Genomic DNA, 21,750 nt, shown 5'->3' with positions numbered 1-21,750 from the left:
TCGGCGTGGGCGCCGGCGCGGTCAGGCAGCGTGGCAGTCATCGCGCTCCAGCTTATCGAAAGATGGATTCTCTAACTAAGCAACTCGCGGAAAACGGGCCGGCCCGGTAGCCCGGGCCGCGGTCAGTGGGCGGGCCCGCTGACCGCGGGGCCGGCGGCGTCGGCGAGCTGGCGCAGGCCGGTGACGATCCCGCCGGTCAGGTCGCCGTTGGCGAACGAGCCCCGCATCGCCAGCGCCGCCAGGGCCGCCACCCGGTTCGGGATGCGGCGGGTCGACTCGCCCCCGGTGACGATCTCCAGCCGGCGCTGGCCCGGCGAGACGGCCACCAGCACCGGTGCGGGGTGCCGGTCGGCGAGCTTGGCGAACATCGCCTCGGCGGTGGCACGGGTGGCCGAGCCCAACTCTCCGACGTAGACGCTGAACAGCAGTCCGGTCTCGCGCGATGCCAGCGTCAACGCCTCGTCGATCCGGGACAGCTGGGCCGGCTTGAACGGGCGGTCCGCGCCGACGGAGGAGACCCGCTTGGTGGTCAGGTCCTTGGCGCGCGGCGAGGAGTCGTAGGGGTCGACCGGCCGGGACCCGGCGTCCTCGGCGTCGGGCCGCGGGCCGGCCACCGAAGCCGAATGGTCCGAGTGCAGCGGCTGCACGCTGGTTGCGCCGGTCTCCTCGTGCGGGTCACCACTCACCGCTGGCACCTCCGCTCGCGGTCACGGGTTCGCCGACCCGGCCGGCCCGGCCGACCAGTGCCCGGCCGTCCAGGCTGCTCGGCGGCAGGCTCGACACCGGGCCCGGGTGCTCGGGATGCGGCAGGTACCAGACCGGTTCGAACTGCCACGGGCTGCCGGGACGGTAGCGGGGGGTGCGGATGGCTGCCCGGCCGTACACCAGCGCGGCGACCACCACGATCACCGCGGCCGGGATGCCGACGAAGATCAGTGCCGTCTCGACGATGCTCATACGCCTTCCTCCGCTACGCCTGTCGGCACACGGTATCGAAGCACTCAGGCCTGCCAGAGCGCCGGGTGCCGGTCGGCCCACGGCGCGGCGGCCTCCAGCTGTGCCGACAGCGCCAGCAGGGCGGCCTCCCCCGCCGGCCGGCCGACCAGCATCACCCCGACCGGCAGCCCGTCGGCGCTCCAGTGCAGCGGCAGGCTGGCCGCCGGCTGGCCGCTGGCGTTGTAGACCGCGGTGTAGGGGGTGAACCGCTTCTGCCGCTCGAAGTCCTCGGCCGGGTCGACCGGATCACTGGCCGTTCCGCAGAACCAGCCGATCGGGCGCGGGGTCAGCGCCAGCGTCGGGGTGAGCACCGCGTCGTAGCCGGCGGTCGCCACCACCGCCTGCCGGCTGATGAGGTTGAGCATCCCCACCGCGGCGGCGTACTCCGGCCCGGACACCCGGGCGCCGCGCTCGCGCAGGTGGCGGGTCAGCGGCCGCAGCCGGTCCTGCTGGCCGGCGGGCACCGGGGCGCTGGCCGCCGAGACCGCCCACACCGTCTCGAAGGCCGGGATCACCGCCGCGGGCAGCGGCATCGCGATGTCTTCCACCTGGTGGCCGAGGCTTTCCAGCAGCACGCTGGCGAACTCCCAGGCGGTCCGGCATTCCTGGTCGACCTCCGCGCCGGGGACCGGCGGCTGCAGGTAGCGCCCGATCCGCAGCCGGGACGGCGGCCGGTCGCACCACTGCAGGAAGGTCTCGCCGGCCGGCAGCGGCGGCGCCCAGTACGGGTCGCCCGGCTGCGGCCTGGCGGTGGCGTCCAGGAAGGCGGCCGCGTCCCGGACGGTCCGGGCCAGCGGGCCGAGCACCGACAGCCCGCTGGAGTCGGCGTCCAGCGGCCCGCGCGAGACCCGGCCGCGGGACGGCTTGATGCCGTACAGGCCGGTCACGCTGGCCGGGATCCGGATCGAGCCGCCGCCGTCGGAGCCCTGCGCGATCGGGACGAAGCCGGCCGCGACCGCGGCCGCGGCGCCTCCGGACGAGCCGCCGGCCAGCCGGCCGGTGTCCCACGGGGTCCGGGCCGGCGGCCCGATGTCGGTCTCGGTGTAGCAGGGCAGCCCGAACTCCGGGGTGGCGGTCTTGCCGAGCGAGATGGTGCCGGCCCGCCGCAGCAGCGTCACCACGTGGTCGTCGATCTCGGGCACCCAGTCGCGGTAGGCGGCCGAGCCGAACCGGGTGGGCACGCCGGCGGTCAGGTTCAGGTCCTTGATCGCGGTGGGCACGCCGTGCAGCGGCGGCAACTGCGCACCGGAGAGCAGCTCGGCCTCGGCCTGCCGGGCCTGCTCGCGGGCGGCGGCGTCGGTGACCTCGACGAACGCGCCGATCCGGGAGTCCAGCCGGGCGATCCGGTCCAGGTAGTGCGCCACCAGTTCCGACGGGCTGACCTCGCGCCGGCGGATCGCGGCGGCCGCCTCCAGGGCGGTCAGGTCGTGCAGTTGGGCCATCCCGGCAGGCTAGCCGTACCGCCTACCCCGGCACCCGGCTGGCTCACCCGGCCACCCCGCTCAGCCCGGCTGGCCGGTCACCGCTCCGCTCAGCTGGCCACCCGGTCGCCGTCGCTCCAGGCGTCGCGGTTGCCCCAGGCATCCAGGTACGGCTCCCAGGCGGGCTCCCGGACGTAGCCGACCGCGAAGCCCACGTAGCCCGCCGGCTCCTTCGGGGTGAACGGCAGGCTCCAGCCGAGCTCGGCCAGCAGCCGGTCGGCCTTGCGGTGGTTGCAGGTCGCGCAGGCGGCGACCACGTTCACCCACTCGTGCTTGCCGCCCCGACTGCGCGGCACCACGTGGTCGATGGTGTCGGCCCGGCGCTGGCAGTAGGCGCAGCGCAAGCCGTCCCGGTGCATGACCGCCCGGCGGGTGAGCGGCACCCGGCTGCGGTAGGGCACCCGGACGAAGCGGCTGAGCCGGACCACCGTGGGAGCCTCGATGGCCAACCGGGCCGAGTGCAGCACCGCGCCGGCCGACTCCACCACGACGGCCTTCTCGGCCAGTACCAGCACGATCGCCCGGCGCAGCGGAACCACGCACAGCGGCTCGTAGGTGGCGTTGAGGACCAGGGCTCCGCTCATCCGGCTACCCTCGCCGGCGATCTCCCCGCGCGTGGCAGCCACGTGTCGCACCCGAGCCGGTGCGACACGCAGAGCACACGCGATCCCGTCACCGGCATCTCCTCCGAGTGTCGGAGTCCAGTGAACCCGACCGGAGCGATTCGCGCACCCATTAAAAGATCGACACGCGCGCGAACCCCGGGACGGCAGGGCGCCGCCTGCCGTCCGGGCCGTGCCGCAGCTGGCGGGTGTCAACGGGAAGCGCACGCGGGCACCCGGGGTGTGAGGTTTGCCGAGCAGCCCGGTTCCCGTGCTGGAAACGACGCGCTGGAAACGACGCCGGACCGGAGCCAGGTCACCGGCGTGCAGCGATCAGGAGTGACAACCCGGAAGAGGCAGTCTTGCCCGGCCTGGTGGCAGACGCCACCGGGCGAGCCTGGCTACCTCACCCTGCGCGAGGGCCTGGCTCGCCGATCGGTAGGAGGGACGCCGCCGGTCGGATGCCGGCGGCGTCGGCGTCCGCCTACTACTCGGTGGGCGGGTCCAGGACCTGGCGGACCTCCATCGCGCCGGTGCGAGCGTCCGGCCAGCGCGACGCGATCTCGACCGCCCGCTCCAGGCTAGACACTTCGACCATGACGTAGCCCGCCAAATGCTCCTTCACCTCCACGAACGGACCGTCGGTGGTGGCCACCGACCCGTCGACGACCCTTACCGTCCGGGTCTGGGAAGGATCGGCCAGGGCGGCGCCGCCGACCATCTCGCCGTTGGCGCTGAGCTCCTCCATGATCTCGTCGACATCAGCCATCACCTTTTCCTGCTCGTCCTCGGAAAGGCGCTGGAAAGCGTTGGGCTCGTTGTAGATGAGCAGCATGTACTTCAATCTGGGCTCCTTCTGGGGATGTAGTCCAAATACCAGCCAGACGGGCAGATCGTACTGCTGCTGACGCGGGCGGGAACCGGCGGGTGTGCGCGGGATCCGCCCCGGTGGTCGTCTGACCAGCCAGACCTCTGCGGCGGCGGTGCCCGGGCCGCACCGCCGCCGCGTCTGGTCAGCTAGCCGATGCTTGCTGAGCCGGCTGGTAATGCAGGATGACCACCTGCGAGTCGACAGTCTGGGTGTCGACCAGCCGGAGCTTGATGCGGTCCTGCTTGCCGAACAGCGGCTTGCCGCCGCCGAGCACGACCGGGTGTACGGCCACGTGGTACTCGTCGATCAGGCCGAGCGCGGTAAGCGAGGCCGGCATCCCGGAACCACCGGTGATGAGGATGTCCTTGCCGGGCTGCTGCTTGAGGGCGGTGATCTCCTCGGCCAGGTTGTCGCTGATCACCCGGGTGTTCCAGTCGGCCTTGTCCAGGGTGCGGGAGATCACGACCTTCGGCGTCTCCAGCCAGAGCTTGGCGAACTCCCGGTCGTGCTCGTCGGCTTCCGGCTCCGAGGGCACCTCCGGCCAGAAGCCGGACATCATCTCCCACACGCCGCGGCCGTACAGGAAGGTATCCATCCGGTCGTGCAGCCGGTCGCTGTACTCAGCCATCTCCGGAGTCAGCGGTGCCCAGTCGAACTCCCCGTTCGGCCCGTTCACGTATCCGTCTGCCGATGCCACCACCCACTGGATGATCTTCCGCATTGGCGTCATTCCTCCCTTTTGCTGTAGCAGGATCTGTCCGGGGACCCGACACCGTCGGGTGGATTCCGCGGATGGGTCCCTCAGTAAGGTCGGAGCCGCCCGGAGGTTCTCGACATCCAGCAAGATGCAGCCGCCGGCCCGGCCGCGGACCCGCTACCGGCACGGTCGGGACGGCTTCCGGGACCCGCGTCGCGGGCTGTCCGGTTTATCCGCTGCTGTGCTCGCTGACGGGCACTGGTGCGGCGACCGCCGCGGCCACCGGCGCGGGACCCGTCGAAACAGGCTCCGCCGGGACGGACTCCGTCAGGACCGGCTCCTCAGCCGGGCCGGCCGGCGCCGTGACCCCGGTCGGCGGCAGGTGGCGCAGGGTGAGGTAGGCGAGCACGGCCAGGGCTGCGGCCATGGCCGCAGCGATCAGCGTCACGCCCTGGAAGGCGGTGGTGAAGGCCACCTTGGCGGCCTCGAGCAGGGCCTTCCCGAGTCCCTGGTCGCCGACCGACCAGGTGCCCGGCACCCCGCCGCCCGAGCTCACCACCTGCTTGCCGCCGAGCGCCGGGCCTGCCGTCGTCGTGGTCATGACGTGGATGATCGCGTCGTTGTTCACGGGGTACTCGAAAACGGACCGGATCCCCGCCGGCAGGGCATCGGAGACTGCCTTGGCCAGGGTGATGCCGTCGCCGGCCACCTTTCCGGCCTTGGACTCTATGCCCACCGGCACGATGAGCAGGTTGCGGTAGATGGCGGTGCCGATGGTGCCGAGCGTGGCGATGCCCAGCGCGGTGCCGAGCTCACCGCCGGTCTCGGAGATCGATGCCGCCGCCCCGATCTTCTCCGGTGGCACCGAGCCCATCAGCAGGATGGTGCCGACCGAGACGAACGCGCCGGCACCCAGGGTGACGATGTCGAGCCCGATGACCAGCACGGCCAACTGCGCGTCCACCTGCACCCGGCTGATCAGCAGGAAGCCGACGGTCATGATGGCGAACCCGGCGGCGGCCACCGTTCCAGGACGGATCCTGCGCGCCACCACCGGGGCCACCAGCGAGCCGGTGATCATGGACAGCGCGGAGAGCACCGTCAGCATGCCGGTCGCCAGTGGCGACCAGCCCCGGACCACCTGGATGAACTGGGTGAAGAACAGCCCCATCGCGGCCAGCGCCGCCCCGGCGAACAGGCTGAGGGTCAGCACGGAACTGAAGGCGCGGTGCCGGAACAGGCCCAGTTCCAGCAGCGGCTCGGGTGAGGTGCGCTGCTTGCGCAGGAAGACCACGACGAACGCCAGCCCGACCAGCACGCCGATCACCGGCCCCGGATGCCAGCCGACCCGGCCGAGCTCGTTGATGCCGTAGATCAGGGGCAGGATGGCAACCAGGTAGAGACCCACGCTGGCCAGGTCGAGCTTGGACCCGGCGGGGTTGCTGTATTCCGGCAGCAGCCGCGGCGCGGTCACCACGATCAGGATCATGACCGGCACGTTGAGCAGGAAGACCGAGCCCCACCAGAAGTGGGTCAGCAGGACTCCGCCGGCCACCGGGCCGAGCACCGCGCCGCCCATGAAGCAGCTGACGAACACCGCGAGCGCCGTGCCCTGCTGCTTCGGGTTCGGGAACATCATGGGGATCAGTGCCATGGCGGAGGGCACGATGGTGGCCCCGACCACGCCGAGCAGGCCTCGCGCCGCGATGAGCTCGGTGGCGTCGGTCGAGTATGCCGCCAGCACCGAGATCTCGCCGAAGCAGACGGAGCCGAGGATCAGCAGCCGGCGCCGGCCGAACAGGTCGCCCACCCGGCCCATCGTGACGAGGAACCCGGCGAGCAGGAAACCGTACACGTCGGTGATCCACAGCAGCTCGGTACTGCTGGCCCGCAGGTTCTCGGTTATCTCGGGAAGCGCCACGAACAGCACGCTGGCATCCACCGACAGCAGCAGCCCGGCGAGGGCCAGCACTGCCAGCCCGAGCCACTCACGCCTACCGGCCATCGGGACGGAGGTGTCGACGAGGGGATCCATAGGAAATCCTTCCCACCAGCAGCAGACATCGCCTGGCCGGGCGCATCGTGCGGGGTATCTTTCGAAAGGTGCGGAATTGCGGAACAGTCAGCTAGCCGCGCGTACCTGCGGCCTGCCGGGCACCCCGGTCAGCGAGCCGTCCGCCCGGAGCCGGCCGGCAGCCGGCCGGATCGCGCAAAGCACATAGGTTGTCGTGACCAATCCGTTCGGGGACGCTGACGCCCGGTATCCAGTGCTGGGTTATGACGAAAGGGCAGCACAGCGAGGGCTGGCCCCGCTCGCGGTCCATGGTTGCCGACAAGATCGCCTGCCGACATCTTCGACCATGCGGACAACGCCGGGCCGGCGGTCCGAACGCGCCGGCAAGCAGGTGCCAGCAACGACGAAGGTGCCCGCGGTGCACGGCTGGAGCATGGTAGCGAGAGCTGTGCCGGGACCGAGCTCGTCAGGAAGCGGCGCGCGTTCTTTCAGGATGTAGCGACCATGCCGAGCGAGAGAGAATGGAGCTTCAGGTGGCCTCATCGGAGATCCTAGGAGAATCCACTGCCCGGTATCCGCTGAGTTACCGGCAACGGGACCCGACCGGTCTGGCCCGCTCGCCGCACAACGTCATTCCGTTGGTGCTGCGCATCAAGGGAGAACTGTCTCTCCAGTCGCTCGAGGGCGCCCTCGAGGATGTGGTGGAACGGCAGGAGGCGCTGCGTACCCGCATGCACTACAGCGAGACCGACGGCAACCTCGGCTACCAGGAGGTGCTGCCGCCGCTGCCGGTCCCGATCACCGTGCACGACGTCGCGGTTCCTTCCGCGGCGGCCCGGGACGAGTTCGCCGTCGACCTGCTCACCAGGATGAACGAGGAGTCGATGCCGTTCTCCGTCCAGCCCTCCTTGCGCGCCGCCCTCTACCGGTTCGACGATTCCGACGCGGTGCTGACCCTGCACATGCACCACCTCTTCAGCGACGGCTGGTCGACCGACGTGCTGCGCCGCGAGATCGCGGCCTGCTACCAGGCCAGGGTGACCGGGATACCGCACGCACTTCCGACCCCGGTGCCGTACCGGGAGTTCGCGGCCTGGGAACAGGAGTTCCTGCAGAGCGAGAAGGCCGCGATCGCGCGCCACTACTGGCAGGACAAGCTGGCCGGCGCCCAGTTGTTCACCATGCCGGCCGACCGGCCACACGGCCCGGACACCCGTGCGCCCCGGACCGCGATGGGAACCTTCTCCATCGACCCCGCCGGCTTCGCCAGGGTCGCCGAGAGCGCTGCCCAGAGTCGGTGCAGCGTCTGGCACGTCTTCCTGGCGGCGTACATGGTGCTCGCGAACAAGGTTACCGGCGCCACCGACATCACCCTGTTCACCTCGAACAGCGGCCGGCTGTCCCCCGAGTTCTACGACACGATCGGATTCTTCGTCAATCCCGTTCCGTTGCGGCTGGAATTCGGCAACTGCGAGACCTTCCGCGACCTGATGCTCGTCGCGCGCAAGACCAGCCTGGACGCCCGCAAGCACCAGCTCCCCTTCGTGGCGATCGCCGAGGTGGCTCCCGCCCTGATGGGAGGTGCCGCGGATCCGGGATCGGCGGATCCGCTGGCCGCGGACCCGCAAGCCCTGATGCCGGTGTTCAACTACATCAACTCACCCGTGGCGCAGGACGACACCGAGTTCGCCACCAGCGTCGAGTCGGTGGTCACCCCGGAGGAGCTGCCGAACTCACTGGTCCGCGGCGGGCTGATCTGGACCTTCGTGGTCGTTCCCTCGGGCGAGTTCCGCTGTGGCATCGAGTACGAGCCCGATGCGCTGGACGCGAGCACGGTCGAGGGCTGGGGATCGGACTTCATCGACCTGATCCTGGCGATGACCGACCGGCCGGATCAGGAATGGCAGAAGCGGTAGCGGATTCGCGGCCGGGACGCGCGATGTCGCGGGTACGGGTCAACAACTTCTCGATCTCCCTCGACGGCTACGGTGCCGGCCCCCGGCAGAGCCACGGCAACCCGCTCGGGGTGGGCGGGCACCAGTTGCACGACTGGTTGTTCGCCACCCGGGGCCGCCGGGCACCGCTGGGCCACGACGACGGCGAGGACGGCCCGGACGACCGGTTCGCCCGGGCCGGCGAGGACGGCCTGGGCGCCACCATCATGGGCCGCAACATGTTCGGTCCCACCCGCGGCCCGTGGCCGGCGGACCCGTGGACCGGGTGGTGGGGTCAGGACCCGCCGTTCCACCACCCGGTCTTCGTCCTCACCAACCACGCCCGGCCGCCGCTGCGGCTGGCCGGAGGCACCACCTTCCACTTCGTCTCCGACGGCATTTCCGCGGCTCTGGAGCGCGCCCGGGAGGCCGCCGGCGAGCGGGACATCCGGATCGGCGGCGGCGTGCACACCATCCGGCAGTACCTGCGCGCGGGGCTGATCGACGAGCTGCACCTGGTGCTGGTGCCCGTGCTGCTGGGCAGCGGCGAGCGGCTGTTCGCCGACGCCACACCCGATGGCGGTCCGCCCGGCTACGACTGCGTGGAACTCGTCGCCACCGCCGCGGTGGTGCACCTGCGGCTGCGCCGGTCACCGGCACCCGCCGACCGGTCGCGCTGACCCGGCGCGCGGCGGCGTATTCCCAGCAGCAGCAGGAAAACCCGTGCCGGATGCGTCAGTGGTGGTACTCGCCGCTGTTGACGTCCAGGCACTGCCCGGTGATGGCACTGGCCAGGCCGGAGGCCAGGAACAGCACCGCGTTGGCCACCTCTTCGGCCTCCGGCAGCCGGCGCAGGTCCAGGGTCGCCGCGGTCTCGTCGTAGACCTGCTCGATGGTCATGCCGCGCTCGTTGGCCAGGTAGTCGTAGTACTGCTGCAGCGGTGCGGCCCAGATGCTGCCCGGCACCACGACGTTGACCCGGACACCCCGCGGGCCCAGCTCGGTGGCCAGCGTCTGGGCCAGCGCGATCAGCGCGCTCTTGGTCAGCTTGTACGCGCCGAAGCCGGGCCGGGACAGCCGGGCCGCGATCGAGCTGATCATGACGATCGAGCCACCGGTCGCGGCCAGCTGGTCGGCGAACAGCTGGGTCAGCCGCATCGCGCCGAACACATCGGTGTCAAGCTCGGCGTGCACGGCGGCCGGGTCGAGCTCGGCCACCGGAACGAGCGGCGGGACCGCGAACGCGTTGTTCACGAGCACGTCCACCCGGCCGAAGGTGTCCACCGTGGACTGCACCAGCCGGGCCGCCGCGGCCGGGTCGGTGATGTCGGTCGGTATTACGACCGCCTTGCGGCCGGCCTGCTCCACCTCCGCGGCGACCTCCGCCAGGACAGTGCCGCTCCGGGCCGCGAGCACCACATCGGCACCGGCCCGGGCCGCACCCACCGCGACCGCGCGGCCGAGACCGGGCCCCACCCCGGAAACCACCACAACCTTGTCCTGCAGCATCGGCAACTCCTCGGGGCTGGTCCGCGCGCCCTCGTCCGGCGCCTGGGCAATCCGAGGAGATCGTGGCACCGCCGGCCGGCCGGCACGTCTTTCACCGTGCGCGACAAGCGGAATCACCGCCCGGCACGATGAAGGATGCGACCGGTCGGGGGCGGTGTGAGTCTCGGCTGAGACCGCCTGGAGAGGACGCCATGACTGACGTAGAGCCGCACGCGCCGGCGACGGACGCCGTCACCGTCACCCCCGCCGACCCCCGGTACCCGGAGTTGGTGACGGGTTACAACCGTCGGTTCACCGGCCGGCCCGACTACGTCCGGCTCGCGGCCAGCACCGCGCACGTGGTGGACGCGGTCAACGAGGCCGTGTCCAGCGGGCGGCGGATCGCGGTGCGCAGCGGCGGCCACTGCTTCGAGGACTTCGCCACCTCGCCCGACATCGCGGTGCTGCTGGACCTGTCGCCGATGAGCGGGGTGCGCTACGACCCCGGGATGCGCGCGATCGAGGTGGAGGCGGGCGCCACGCTCGGCCAGGTCTACCCGGCGCTGCACGACGCCTGGGGCGTGACCATCCCGGGCGGAACCTGCTTCGAGGTGGGCGTGGGCGGCCACGTGACCGGCGGCGGGTACGGCCACCTGTCCCGCCGGGACGGGCTGGTGGTCGATCACCTGTACGCGGTGGAGGTGGTGGTGGTCGACCCGGCCGGGCAGGCCGACGTGCTGGTGGCCACCCGCGAGCCGGACGACCCTTACCGGGACCTGTGGTGGGCGATGACCGGCGGCGGTGGCGGCAACTTCGGGGTGGTGACCCGGTTCTGGCTGCGCAGCCCGGACGCGACCGGCGACGACCCGTCCGGGCTGCTGCCCAGGGCGCCGGAGCGCATGCGGCGCCGCGACGTGGTGTGGTCGTGGGACGGGATGAGCGAGGCCGCCCTGGCCCGGCTGATCGGGAACTACTGCCACTGGCTGGAGCACAACAGCGCGGCGGGGACGCCGGCCGCGCACGTGTGGAGCAACCTCATCGCCATGCACCGCTCGTCCGGCATGGTCGTCCTGACGTCGGTGGTGGACGACGCGGTGCCGGAGGCGGAGCAGCTGCTGGCAGACCAGTTCCGGGCGATCGGCGAGGGCACCGGGCTGACCCCGGCGTCCGACACCCAGGACGTGGTGGCCTGGATGGAGTCGTGGATGCCGTCCTACAGCTGGCCCAGCGACCCGCTGTGGCGGTCCAAGCACAAAGCGGCCTACCTGCGACGGTGCTTCACCGACGGCCAGCTCGCCACCATCGCCCGGTACCTCGCCGACCCGGACTACAGCAACCCGCAGGCGTGCGTGGTGCTGACCGCGTTCGGCGGTCAGGTCAACGCGGTGCGGCCGGACGCCACTGCCAGCGCGCAGCGCGACAGCGTTCTCAAGGCCTCGTTCAGCACCGGACACTGGCAGGCCCGGGACGAGGACGACCTGCACATCGACTGGGTGCGCCGGTTCTACCGGGATGTGTACGCCGACACCGGCGGGGTACCGGTGCCCGGTGCGGTCAGTGACGGGTCCTACATCGGCTACCCGGACGCGGACCTGGCCGACCCGGCGTGGAACACCTCCGGCGTGGCCTGGCACACGCTGTACTACAAGGACAACTACCCGCGCCTGCAACGGGTCAAGCAGCGCTACGACCCGCGCAACGTGTTCCGGCACCGGCTGTCGGTCCGGCTACCGGCCTGACCGCCGGATGCCGGCACCCCGTCCTCCGGCCGTGCAACCGAGCGGCGCGATCCCGCACGCTGGGAGATGAGTGGCACGGCGGTGGGTGCGAGAGTCGATTCGCATTGTGGATCTACGTACTACAACCCTAGGAACTCCATGACCCAGGAACTCATAGAACCGGCCCCGGCCGCTGCTCCACCGGCGCCGACCGGTACCCCCGAACAACCGGGTCCGTTCTGGCGCGAGCCGTACCTCTGGCTGGTGGTCCTGCTCGGACTCATCATCTTCAACGTCCTCTACGGACTGCCGAGGTACCTCAGCCTCGATGAGAACAAGGCCCGCATCGGCCTCGACCCGTCGAGGACCGGCGAGCACTTCGGCTTCCTGGTCGCCCACATCGTCACCGGCAACATCGCCATGGTGACGCTGCTGTTGCAGCTGTGGACGTGGCTGCGCCTCAACCACCCGAAGGTGCACCGGATCAGCGGCCAGGTCTACATCCTGGCCGGTGCGCTGCCCTCGGCCCTGCTCGGCGTGACCGCGTTGCTCATCCTGCGCCAGGGCTCGGCCGGCAGCCTGGGCCTGGGCACCATGGGCGTGCTGTGGATCGTCACCACCGTGATCGGCTGGGTGCGGGCCCGCCAGCACCGCTACGTCGAGCACCAGCGCTGGATGATCTACAGCTTCGCCCTGGCCCTGGGCACCAGCTGGGGCCGCTTCGTCGTCGAGGCCTTCACCGCCTCGCCCGGGCTGGTCAAGCACGTCAACGTCTACGTGTTGCTGGACTTCACCAGCTGGTTCGGCTGGATCCTCAACCTGCTCGTCGCCCACCTCTGGATCGAGAGCCGCGCCAAGCGGACCAGCAAGGCCGGCGGCCAGGTCGTCGCCTACCCCGCGCCGGTGCTCTGACCCACACCGGACGGCCTGGTGGGATTGCCGCACGGCAACCCACCGGGCCGTTTTCGTGCGTCCGGGATGGCCACGGTGCCGACCACCGCGCTGCGCACTCGGAGAGATGCCGCCGGCAGCGGACGGCTGCGAAGGTAGGTACCCGAAAGCCGTACGGCCGAGTGCCGTGCGGCAGAAAGCCGAACCCATCACTGCTGATCCGTGCCGGCCGTTGCGACCGGCCGGATCAGGCACGTGCGCGTCATCGAGGAGAGCCGCCATGAGAGCAGCGACGGTGCCCGGCTTCGCCGGCAGGTGGGAACTGATCGAGGTGCCGATGGTCAGCGCCGGGCCCGGCCAGGTGGTGATCCGGGTGCGCGCCTCCGGCCTGTGCCACAACGACGTGCTGTGTGGTGACGGGGCGTTCGGCGGCAGGTTGCCCATGAACCCGCCGATCTTCGGACACGAGGCGGCCGGCGAGGTGGTCGAGGTAGGTGCCGGGGTCACCACCCGCAAGGTCGGCGATCGGGTCGGCACCACCTGGGTGCAGGCCCTCTGCGGGCGGTGCGACTACTGCCGCCGGACGAACCCGCCGCTGACCGGGATGGCCGGCACCGGTTGCCGGGGGCCGGCGGCGTTGTCCGGCCTGACGGTGCAGGGCGGGCATGCCGAGTATTTCGTGGCCACCGCGGCCAGCACCGTACTGCTACCGGACGAGCTCAGCTTCGACCTGGCCGCTCCGGTGTTGTGCGCCGGCTACACCGCCTGGAGCGCGCTGCGGGCCGGCCGGCCACAGCCGGGTGAGCGGGTGGCGGTGGTGGGCATCGGCGGCCTGGGCCACCTGGCGGTGCAGTTCGCCAGTGCCTGCGGCTACCAGACCATCGCGGTGACCCGCACGCCGGACAAGCATGAGCTGATCAGCAGCCTCGGCGCCGATCAGGTGGTGGCCGACGGCAAGCAGTTGGCCGAGGTCGGTGGCGCGGACGTCATCCTGGTGACCGCGACCGCCGCGCAGGCCGGGGTGGAGGCGCTGCCCGGCCTGCGCGACGAGGGCAGGTTGGTGATGGCCAGCATCGATCCCAGCGGCCCGTTCAACCTCGGGACGAACAGCCAGCTCTGGGCCCGGCGGCAGCAGATCATCGGTGCCAGCCATGACGGCCTGCCGTACCTGGCGGAGGCACTGGACCTGGTGGCGACCGGCCGGGTGACCCCGATGATCGAGCAGTTCCCGGCCGACCGGGTCAACGAGGCGGTCGGCCTGCTGCGCGACGGCCGCATCCGGTTCCGGGCAGTGATCAACTACTGACTCGCCGGGAGAATTCCCTTTCCCAGCCAGGCCGTTTCACATCCCTGCTCTCGGCAGCCGTGACCTGCCGGCGGCGGTCGCACCCCCGGGTATGCCTCACCGCGGGTGTGCCGCCGCGTCAGCGCGGTGCGCCTCGCCGCGTCAGCGCAGCCGGGAGGAGCCGGGGACGATGTCGTCGGAGAACAGCCCGTCCGGATCGACCCGCAGCCGCACCCGGTCGACCGCGTCGACCACGTCCGGCTCCAGGTGCGCCTGCGGCTGGCTGACGCTCTCCACGAAGGTGGGCGTGGTGCGCCCGGTGTCCCAGGACGCGAGCGCGGCACGCACCACGGCGCAGTGCTTCTCGATGTCGGCGACGCTGGCCGGGGCGTCCGGAACGGCGACGCCGAGGTAGGCGTAGGCCGCATCCAGGTGCCGGAACGCACCGCCGGTCTCGGCCGGAACGGCGAGCGCGCCGCCCAGGTGGCGCAGTTCCGCGCTGACCAGCGGGGATCCCGAACCGGGCCCGGTCACCTCCAGGAAGGCGGTCGCGCCGCGGTCGCCCAGATCACTGAGAAGCAGATGGTCGCCCACCAGCGGTGCCGGCTCGTTCGGGCTCAGCTGCGCCTGTGCCACCTCGGCGGCCGAACACGATTGCCAGGTGTCCAGCACGGGTTCGGCGAACGAGCGCAGCGGGGCCAGCAGGCTCTGCGCCTGCTGCCAGGCCAGCTGCGGATCCATCCCGGTACCCAGGACGGTGCCGGCGATGCCGATCACGGTGCCGCCCTTGAGGGCGTCCGGCACCACCGGAACGTCCGGCAGGTTGAGCAGCTGGAGCGAGGTGGTCGCCTCCGGTGGCGCACCAGCCGTCCAGGCACGCCAGCGGTCCATCACCTCGGCGGCGTGGGTGCCAGGCCAGTAGGTCGCGCCGGTGGTCACCGCGCGCGCCGGGAACAGGGCGATCTCGATCGCGGTCACCACGCCGAACCCACCGCCGCCGCCGCGTACCGCCCAGAACAGCTCGGGATCCTCGGTCGGGTCCACCCGGCGCAGCTGGTTGTCGGCGGTGACCAGTTCCACCGCCCGCACGCTGTTGACCGCGAGGCCCGTCGTGCGGCCGTAGACGCTGACCCCACCGCGCAGCGAGTAGCCCACCACACCGACGTCCGGCGAGGTGCCGTGCGGTGCGGCCAGCCCGTGCGCGGCGGCCGCATCGGCCACCGCACCCCACCGGGTGCCGGCCGGCACTCGGGCCAGCCGGCGCTGCGGGTCCACCTGCACCCCGCCGTCGAGCTGGGTTCGAATGAGCAACGCGTTGCCCATGGGGCGGGCGGCGCCGGCGCCGTGGCCGGTGCTGTGCACGCGCACCGCCAGCCGCTCGGCGCGGGCGAAGCGCACCGCGGCCTGGACGTCCTGGACGGTGCGGGCGGTCACGGCCGCAGCCGGATGCGCCGGTGCGTGCAGGTTGAACACCTGCGTCGCGGCGGCGTAGTCCGGCTCTCCGGCCACCGCGATGCCGGCTTCCCGTCCAACGGTCATTGCAGAACTCCCACCAGGTTTCATCGACTCGGGTACTGCTCCACTGTCACACCCGACCCGTGCGGCGCGGACCTTCTGGAGTGCGCTGCGTTCCGGGCTAGGGGTCGGCAGTTTTAGGACAACCGCGAACGCCGGTGCGGGGCCGGGGCGTGAACCCCGGCCCCGCGTAACCGCTCGGTGCGGTCAGGCCCGGCGCTCGGCGGTGACGAAGAAGAACGTCCCGGACGTGTCCTCGTGCCGGACCGCGAGGCCGGCCCGGTCCAGCCAGGCCCGGACGTCGGCCAGCTCGAACAGCGGGAACCCGTCCGGTCGCGCCGGGAAGTGGTGGGAGTGCTGGAAGTGGCGGTAGACCGGGTCGGGCGCCCAGACGAAGGTCATCATGGTCAGGAGCCCACCCGGCCGCAAGCAACGACCGATCTCGCGGAGCGCCTGCTCGGCGTCCGGCAACGCCTGCAGCGCGTTCCAGCAGTTGATGCCGTCGAGACTGGCGTCGGCGAACGGCAGTTCCACGGCGCTGGCGCGCACCGCCGGCACCTGCGGCAGCCGGGTGCGCAGGTCGAGCAGCACCGCCTCGCTGAGGTCCAGCGCTAGCACGTGCTCCGGGCCGACCGCCTCGGCCAGCACCGACGTCCAGCGACCCGCGCCCGCGCCCACGTCGAGCAGCGTCCCGGCCGGGCTGCCGGAGTGCGTGGCGAGGTAGGCGTCCTCGTCGGCGGGAGCCACGGCACCGTTCCAGTTCATGCCCATCACCCGCAGGAAGGACGGGCGCATCCCATTCTCGTAGTGGAACCCGATCCCGCTTATCGCCGCGGCGGCCTGCAGCACGTCCTTCTTGACGTCTTCGGGGGTCTCGCTGAGGCTGGTGCCGGGCCGGGTCCGCTGGGACAGGTCCAGCACTCCCCTGCTGACCGAGTACTCCGCGCCACAGTTCTGGCAGGAGAGCCGGTTCGCGGCTGCCTCGAACCGGCCACCGCACTGCGGGCAGCGCAGCGCGTCCAGATGCTGGCTATAGGCCGACGGCGGCAGCTCCTGCGCGGAGCCGGCCGTGACCTCCTCGGGTGAGACGTCCTCCACCGCGTCGGTGGGCATCCCGTGCTGGACCGCCCAGTACGCCTTGGCGCCCATGTACGCCCACACCGACCGGGTGTCCCACTCCCAGGTCCGGGTGATCTGTTCCCGGCTGAGCGCGGCGATCCACTTCCGGTCGTACTCACGCTCCTGCTCGGTGATCCCCCAGTCCCACGGCGAGGGCCAGGACCGGCCGATGTCCGGGTCGTCGTAGTTCAGCTCCTGCAGGCACCGGTCCAGCCGGGTCCGGTCGTCCGGTGCCAGCCGGATTCCCTTCACCGCGGCCAGGATCCGGTCCCGGTCGGCGGGGAAGTGCCCGAGCAGGTACAGCGCGGCAAACGTCAGCGGCTCGTCGCCGGTCAGGCCGCGGGCCAGGTCGAGGTAGCGCTCCATCCCGTCGCGTACCGCGGTGTAGATCACGCCGCCGGTCTCGGGGTATTCCGCCTCGACCAGCAGGCCCAGCAGCACCAGCAGGTATCCCTGCTGCTCGGCCGGCGCCTGGTCGAGCGCCGCCCGCAGGTCGGCGACGGCCGCCGCGGCAGCGTCGGTGACCGTGCCGTCGTGCCACACCGCCTCGGTGAGCCGCAGGAACTCCGCCACCTGGCGCTCGGGTGGCGCACCGGTGAACGCGTCTAGCAGGGCGGGGACGCCCGATCGAAGGATGGAATCGGTCATGGATGGGTCCTTTCCCGGACGGTGACCGTCCTGGCGGGTCGATTCCGGGGCTCGCTGACGGGTGGCCGCATGCTCGATCTGGCCCGCCTCCGGGGTGTGCAGAAATCCTCGGTCCATGGTCGAGGCGGGGGTGGCAGGACGCATCTTCATGGCTGCGCCGGTCGCTCAACTATCGCCGCAAGTCAGTCCTATAGCATGGAGGAATCACATTCGGCACTAAGTGGACACGCACTGAGCAATCTAGAAGTCTCGGCGACTCCGCCAGGGAAATAGCGTGCTCCCCAGATGCAACGCAAACGAAAAGTGGGCAAATTGAGCGTCTCCTGCGAAACCAGGCCGAACAAGCTTGATTCGTCGGCCGGGCAGCGGTCCATCGCGGCCACCCGGGCCAGCTCGGCGTCGCCTTCTTCTTGGTGCTGAACGGCTCCATCTGCCCTGGTCAGGCCGGCCGGGCGGCCACCTGTGGCGGTTCCCGGCCGCGGCGGGGCCGCCACGATCCTGCTCGACCTATCGGAACGTACGTGATCCCGTCGTGCTCGTCCTGGCGCGCGCGAACGATCATCCGGCAGCTTCAGGGCGGCCGGTCGACCGGCCGGCCTGTTGCTATCTTGCTCGAGGAACACGAGAGGAGTCTCGGCGGTGCCCAGGAAGCCGTGGAGCCCACGAGGCAAGAACCAGAACTGACTGAAAGGGTTGGGGAGTCTCATAGAATGACGCGCAAACACACAGCGACCAAGGTCGGAGCAGCGCTGCTGGCGCTACCGCTCGCGCTGGCGGTCTCGGCCTTCGGTGGCGGCAACAGCTCGAGCGCAACCGCCAAGGCCCAGACGAAATCTGCCGGTAACGCAACGAAGATCAGCTTCAAGCCGGGCAGCTCGAGCCAGGCCTGGACCGGGCCGAACGCCGACCCCCAGAACACGCGGTCGATCGCGAGTGGCATCACGAAGCAGAACGTCGCCTCGTTGAAGCCGGCCTGGACGGTCGACCTGAAGGGCCAGGGCTACTTCGGCAGCATGGTCTGCAACCCGGTCTTCAGCCCCAACGGCAAGCACGTCTACCTGCAGGACCTGTCCAGCGACGTCTTCGCCGTGAACGTCGAGAGCGGCCAGGTCGAGTGGGAGTATGACGTCCCCGCCGAGGACAGCAATGGGCTGGGACCGAACGGGGTCACCTACTACGACGGCAAGGTCTACGGCGAGACCAACCTCGACGCCTTCGCCCTCGACGCGACGACCGGCCAGAAGGTCTGGGAGACGAAGAACCTGGCAGAGGTGACGGGCCAGGGCTTCAACATGCAGCCCCAGGTCTATGACGGCAAGGTCTACCTCTCCACCTCCGGCCAGCTGCACGGCGGCGTCGCCTACGCACTGGACGCCGACACCGGCAAGGTCCTCTGGGAGTTCCAGGAGACCAAGGACCCGGCCGAGCGCGAGCTGGGCGGCATCCCCGGTACCGGCGGTGCCTGGAACGCGCCCGGCATCGGGCCGAACGGCGACGTCCTGTTCGGCATCGCCAACCCGTACCGCACCATCGAGGACGCGATCGAGCGCCCGACGAGGTTGCTCTACAACGACAGCACGGTCTCGCTCGACCCGGACACCGGCAAGCTCAACTGGTACTTCCAGGCCGTTCCGAACGACTTCCACGACTGGGACATGCACATCTCGCCGATCTACGTCAAGCAGACCGGGGTCGGGGTTCGCCCGATGATCCTGGGCAGCGGCAAGATGGGCTACGTCTACGCGATGAACCCGCAGAACGGCAAGCTGATCTGGAAGACGAAGGTCGGCATCCACAACGGCCACGACAACGAGTCCGAGCTGGCGCTGGAAGGCAAGCTCGCCTACCCGTCGCTGCCGCACACGTTCTTCCCGGGTTCGTTCGGCGGGGTCCAGACCAACATGGCGGTGTCCGACGGCCTGGTCTTCGTGCCGGTCGTCAACGGCTCGTCCACCTACACCGCCTACGACCAGCCGTTCCCCGAGTTCCCCGAGAACATGACCGGCGAACTGCTGGCGATCGACCTCAAGACGGGCAAGATCGTCTGGGACAACAAGCTGTCGAGCGCGGCCTTCGGTTCCGCGACCGTCTCCAACGGGATCGTCTACGCCACCGAGCTGTCGGGCTACGTGCGGGCCTACGACGCCAAGACCGGCAAGGAGCTGTGGCAGGCGAAGCTCCCGGCGGGCTCCAACGCGCCGATCGCGATCACCGGCGACTACCTGATCGTCCCGGCCGGCTTCCCGCAGGAAGAAGGCCAGACCGCCCAGCTGGTTGCCTACAAGGTCGGCAACACCGGTAACAAGTAGAACGGCTGGCCGGGCCCAGAGGCCCTGCTGACAGCTCTCTCGACACGCGAGGGTCCCGCTGGGGGCCCTCGCGTGTCGCGTTCGGCGTCCGGTCGCTCCCCTGCCGCGGAGCCCTTCACCGGTCGGCGCGCTGTGGGGGCGCCCGGCCCGGCTCGTGATCGCGACGCCGTTCCGGGGCTCGCGGCGGTGGAACCCGAGACGGCTCGGGCCCGAGACGGCCGGGCCGGCCGGTCACCGGCACGATCCGGCGGCGGGCCCGCAACGGCGCCGCACCGATCCGGGGGTACCCAGTCCCCCGCCGACGGGCCGGTTTCGAACCCTCGGTGGCAGCGCCCCGGTAGCGGTACCCGACGGCATCGAAACGCTCCGTGACCATTCTTCGGATTGCATGTCGAAAATGCCGGGCCGGCTCCGACCAATCTACGGATGTAGTGCCTCGTGCAACTGAGGCCCCGTTAGGGAGGAAAGACTCGCATGACCGCGACTTCAACCGAGCCGAGCCAGCGCGCCGGGAGCAGGGAGTGGATCGGGCTGGCCGTGCTGGCCGTCGTCACCCTGCTGGGTGCTTTCGACATCGGTGTTCTCTTCCTGGCGTTGCCGCATCTGAGCGCTGACCTCGCCGCCACCAGCACTGAGCAGATCTGGATCACCAATATCTACCTGTTCATGTTCGCCGGCTTCGTGCTCACGATGGGGACGCTGGCAGACCGGATCGGCCACCGACGGCTGCTGCTGATCGGCGCGGCCGGGTTCGGTGCCGCATCGCTGCTCACGGCCTACTCGACCAGCCCGGAGATGCTGATCGTCGCCCGTGCGCTGCTGGGGATCGCGGCGGCCGCCGTCTCGCCGGCGAGCCTGGGACTGATCGGCAACATGTTCCACGACGAGCAGCAGCGTGGCGTCGCGATCGGCGTCGAGGGCGGCTGCATGTTCTTCGGCACCGCGGTCGGCCCGGTGATCGGTGGGCTCATGCTGGACCACTGGTGGTGGGGTTCGGTGTTCCTGCTGGCGGTGCCGGTGATGGTGGTGGTGCTGATCGCCGGTCCGCTGCTGCTGCCCGCGCACAGCGATCCGGAGGCGGTCGGCAAGATCGACCTGACGAGCGTGGTGCTGTCGCTGCTGGCCCTGCTTCCGATCATCTACGGCATCACCACCCTGTCCGCCAGTGACGGCAATGCGGGGCTGGCAGTGGTCGCCATCGTGCTCGGCGTGGTGTTCGGATTCCTCTTCGTCCGCCGGCAGCTCGGCCTGCCCAACCCCCTGATGGACCTGGGCCTGCTCGGCCAGCGCCAGATCCGGGTGATCCTGCCCGCGATGCTGGTCGGCTCCGGCGTGCTGGCGGGTACCAGCATGCTGACCGCCCAGTACATCCAGAGCGTCGCCGGGCGTTCGCCCGGCCAGGCCGGGCTCTGGATGGCGCTCACCAGCCTGGGCATCGCGATCGGCAGCATGGCCGCGCCGGCGTTGGTGCGCGGCCTGAAGCCCCCGATCGTGATCGCCCTGGGCGTGGCCGTCGCCACGCTCGCGATGCTGGTGCTCACCCAGGCCGAAACCAGCGGCTGGCTGGTCAAGGTGGTGTTGCTGGTCACCGCGGTGTCGTTCGGCATCGGCCCGCTGTTCTCGCTCGGCAACGGCATCCTGATCGGCTCCGCCCCGAAGGAGCGGGCCGGCGGAGCGGCGTCGATGTCCGAGGTCAGCAACCTCTTCGGATCCTCGCTCGGCCTGGCGATCCTGGGCAGCATCGCGGCCGCCATCTACCGCGGCAAGATGTCCGACGCCGACCTCAGCCCCTACCCGTCGGAGCTGGCCAGCCGGGCCCGCGAGACGGTCGGTGGCGGCACCATCGACAGCGAGCCCGGTCTGATCAGCCTGGCGCGGCACGCGTTCACCAGCGGGTTCAACGTGGTGGCCGCGATCGCCGCCGTGGTGCTGCTGGTCCTGATGGTGCTCCTGCTCGTCACGCTCCGCGGCGAGGATTCCGCGGTGGCGGACCCGGCCGAAGCCGCGGATGCCGTGGTGGATTCCGCGGACGCCGGCTCAGAGCCGGTGGACGAGGCCGGGTCGGGCGCGCAGCCGGCGCCGACCCGATAGCGGCTGGAGTCCTCCGATCCGGCGCCGCCGGGTCGGAGGACCCACCGGGTGCGGGATCAGCCACCGGGGCACCACGGGTGGCCGGAGACTG

At 70.8% G+C, this 21,750-nt stretch carries 17 protein-coding genes; 7 read left to right on the top strand and 10 right to left on the bottom strand.

All coding sequences use genetic code 11. The features are described 5' to 3' along the window. Positions 1 to 122 precede the first annotated feature (122 nt). The 7 genes from VLJ82_RS13450 to VLJ82_RS13420 all read right to left on the bottom strand — a co-directional run bounded on the left by VLJ82_RS13450 (position 123) and on the right by VLJ82_RS13420 (position 6,682). On the bottom strand, positions 123 to 686 hold the full coding sequence (locus VLJ82_RS13450; protein WP_408663867.1) for a DUF5130 family protein: 564 nt from the start codon (positions 684 to 686) through the stop codon (positions 123 to 125). Beyond that, positions 676 to 957, bottom strand: coding sequence for a hypothetical protein (locus tag VLJ82_RS13445; protein WP_408663866.1), 282 nt, complete (start codon positions 955 to 957; stop codon positions 676 to 678). Before VLJ82_RS13445 ends, VLJ82_RS13450 begins: the two co-directional genes overlap by 11 nt. Before the next feature lie 44 nt (positions 958 to 1,001). Then, positions 1,002 to 2,438, bottom strand: coding sequence for an amidase (locus VLJ82_RS13440; RefSeq protein ID WP_408663865.1), 1,437 nt, complete (start codon positions 2,436 to 2,438; stop codon positions 1,002 to 1,004). 89 nt (positions 2,439 to 2,527) lie between these two features. Next, positions 2,528 to 3,061: an HNH endonuclease gene (locus VLJ82_RS13435; protein ID WP_408663864.1), complete on the bottom strand. Its 534-nt coding sequence runs from the start codon at positions 3,059 to 3,061 to the stop codon at positions 2,528 to 2,530. A 505-nt stretch (positions 3,062 to 3,566) separates the two neighbouring features. Beyond that, on the bottom strand, positions 3,567 to 3,923 hold the full coding sequence (locus VLJ82_RS13430) for a YciI family protein (protein WP_408663863.1): 357 nt from the start codon (positions 3,921 to 3,923) through the stop codon (positions 3,567 to 3,569). Between the two features lie 169 nt (positions 3,924 to 4,092). Next, positions 4,093 to 4,671 carry a dihydrofolate reductase family protein gene (locus tag VLJ82_RS13425; protein WP_408663862.1) on the bottom strand — a complete coding sequence of 193 codons (579 nt, stop codon included), beginning with the start codon at positions 4,669 to 4,671 and terminating at the stop codon, positions 4,093 to 4,095. Between the two features lie 205 nt (positions 4,672 to 4,876). Next, positions 4,877 to 6,682, bottom strand: coding sequence for an MFS transporter (locus VLJ82_RS13420; RefSeq protein WP_408663861.1), 1,806 nt, complete (start codon positions 6,680 to 6,682; stop codon positions 4,877 to 4,879). Between the two features lie 512 nt (positions 6,683 to 7,194). On the opposite strand from VLJ82_RS13420, the gene VLJ82_RS13415 reads away from it, so the two are divergent. Together VLJ82_RS13415 and VLJ82_RS13410 are read left to right on the top strand one after the other, a co-directional pair. Then, positions 7,195 to 8,577 (top strand): condensation domain-containing protein, encoded by a 1,383-nt coding sequence (locus tag VLJ82_RS13415; RefSeq protein ID WP_408663860.1) that lies wholly within the window; start codon positions 7,195 to 7,197, stop codon positions 8,575 to 8,577. Between the two features lie 23 nt (positions 8,578 to 8,600). After that, positions 8,601 to 9,275 (top strand): dihydrofolate reductase family protein, encoded by a 675-nt coding sequence (locus VLJ82_RS13410; RefSeq protein WP_408663859.1) that lies wholly within the window; start codon positions 8,601 to 8,603, stop codon positions 9,273 to 9,275. A gap of 55 nt (positions 9,276 to 9,330) precedes the next feature. Here the strand turns inward: VLJ82_RS13410 and VLJ82_RS13405 are convergent, their stop codons facing one another. After that, the gene (locus VLJ82_RS13405) at positions 9,331 to 10,104 is read right to left on the bottom strand and encodes an SDR family oxidoreductase (RefSeq protein WP_408663858.1); all 774 of its coding nucleotides are present in this window, start codon (positions 10,102 to 10,104) and stop codon (positions 9,331 to 9,333) included. 191 nt (positions 10,105 to 10,295) lie between these two features. On the opposite strand from VLJ82_RS13405, the gene VLJ82_RS13400 reads away from it, so the two are divergent. The 3 genes from VLJ82_RS13400 to VLJ82_RS13390 all read left to right on the top strand — a co-directional run bounded on the left by VLJ82_RS13400 (position 10,296) and on the right by VLJ82_RS13390 (position 13,998). Beyond that, the gene (locus VLJ82_RS13400) at positions 10,296 to 11,822 is read left to right on the top strand and encodes an FAD-binding oxidoreductase (RefSeq protein ID WP_408663857.1); all 1,527 of its coding nucleotides are present in this window, start codon (positions 10,296 to 10,298) and stop codon (positions 11,820 to 11,822) included. 138 nt (positions 11,823 to 11,960) lie between these two features. Beyond that, positions 11,961 to 12,713 carry a DUF2306 domain-containing protein gene (locus tag VLJ82_RS13395; protein ID WP_408663856.1) on the top strand — a complete coding sequence of 251 codons (753 nt, stop codon included), beginning with the start codon at positions 11,961 to 11,963 and terminating at the stop codon, positions 12,711 to 12,713. Between the two features lie 259 nt (positions 12,714 to 12,972). Next, positions 12,973 to 13,998, top strand: coding sequence for an alcohol dehydrogenase catalytic domain-containing protein (locus tag VLJ82_RS13390; protein ID WP_408663855.1), 1,026 nt, complete (start codon positions 12,973 to 12,975; stop codon positions 13,996 to 13,998). Between the two features lie 141 nt (positions 13,999 to 14,139). Here VLJ82_RS13390 and VLJ82_RS13385 read toward each other — a convergent pair whose 3' ends face one another. Together VLJ82_RS13385 and VLJ82_RS13380 are read right to left on the bottom strand one after the other, a co-directional pair. Beyond that, positions 14,140 to 15,516 carry an FAD-binding oxidoreductase gene (locus tag VLJ82_RS13385; RefSeq protein WP_408663854.1) on the bottom strand — a complete coding sequence of 459 codons (1,377 nt, stop codon included), beginning with the start codon at positions 15,514 to 15,516 and terminating at the stop codon, positions 14,140 to 14,142. A 183-nt stretch (positions 15,517 to 15,699) separates the two neighbouring features. Next, positions 15,700 to 17,259 carry a methyltransferase domain-containing protein gene (locus VLJ82_RS13380; RefSeq protein WP_408663853.1) on the bottom strand — a complete coding sequence of 520 codons (1,560 nt, stop codon included), beginning with the start codon at positions 17,257 to 17,259 and terminating at the stop codon, positions 15,700 to 15,702. 710 nt (positions 17,260 to 17,969) lie between these two features. On the opposite strand from VLJ82_RS13380, the gene VLJ82_RS13375 reads away from it, so the two are divergent. Both VLJ82_RS13375 and VLJ82_RS13370 read left to right on the top strand, forming a co-directional pair. Then, the gene (locus VLJ82_RS13375; RefSeq protein WP_408663852.1) at positions 17,970 to 19,568 is read left to right on the top strand and encodes a PQQ-binding-like beta-propeller repeat protein; all 1,599 of its coding nucleotides are present in this window, start codon (positions 17,970 to 17,972) and stop codon (positions 19,566 to 19,568) included. A 474-nt stretch (positions 19,569 to 20,042) separates the two neighbouring features. Beyond that, the gene (locus VLJ82_RS13370; RefSeq protein WP_408663851.1) at positions 20,043 to 21,659 is read left to right on the top strand and encodes an MFS transporter; all 1,617 of its coding nucleotides are present in this window, start codon (positions 20,043 to 20,045) and stop codon (positions 21,657 to 21,659) included. The last annotated feature ends 91 nt before the right edge of the window (positions 21,660 to 21,750 follow it).

Source organism: Jatrophihabitans sp., assembly GCF_035474675.1.
In the GTDB taxonomy this organism is placed as follows: domain Bacteria; phylum Actinomycetota; class Actinomycetes; order Mycobacteriales; family Jatrophihabitantaceae; genus Jatrophihabitans_A.
Note: the sequence above shows the minus strand (reverse complement) of the source record. Positions and strands in the feature narration are given on the sequence as shown.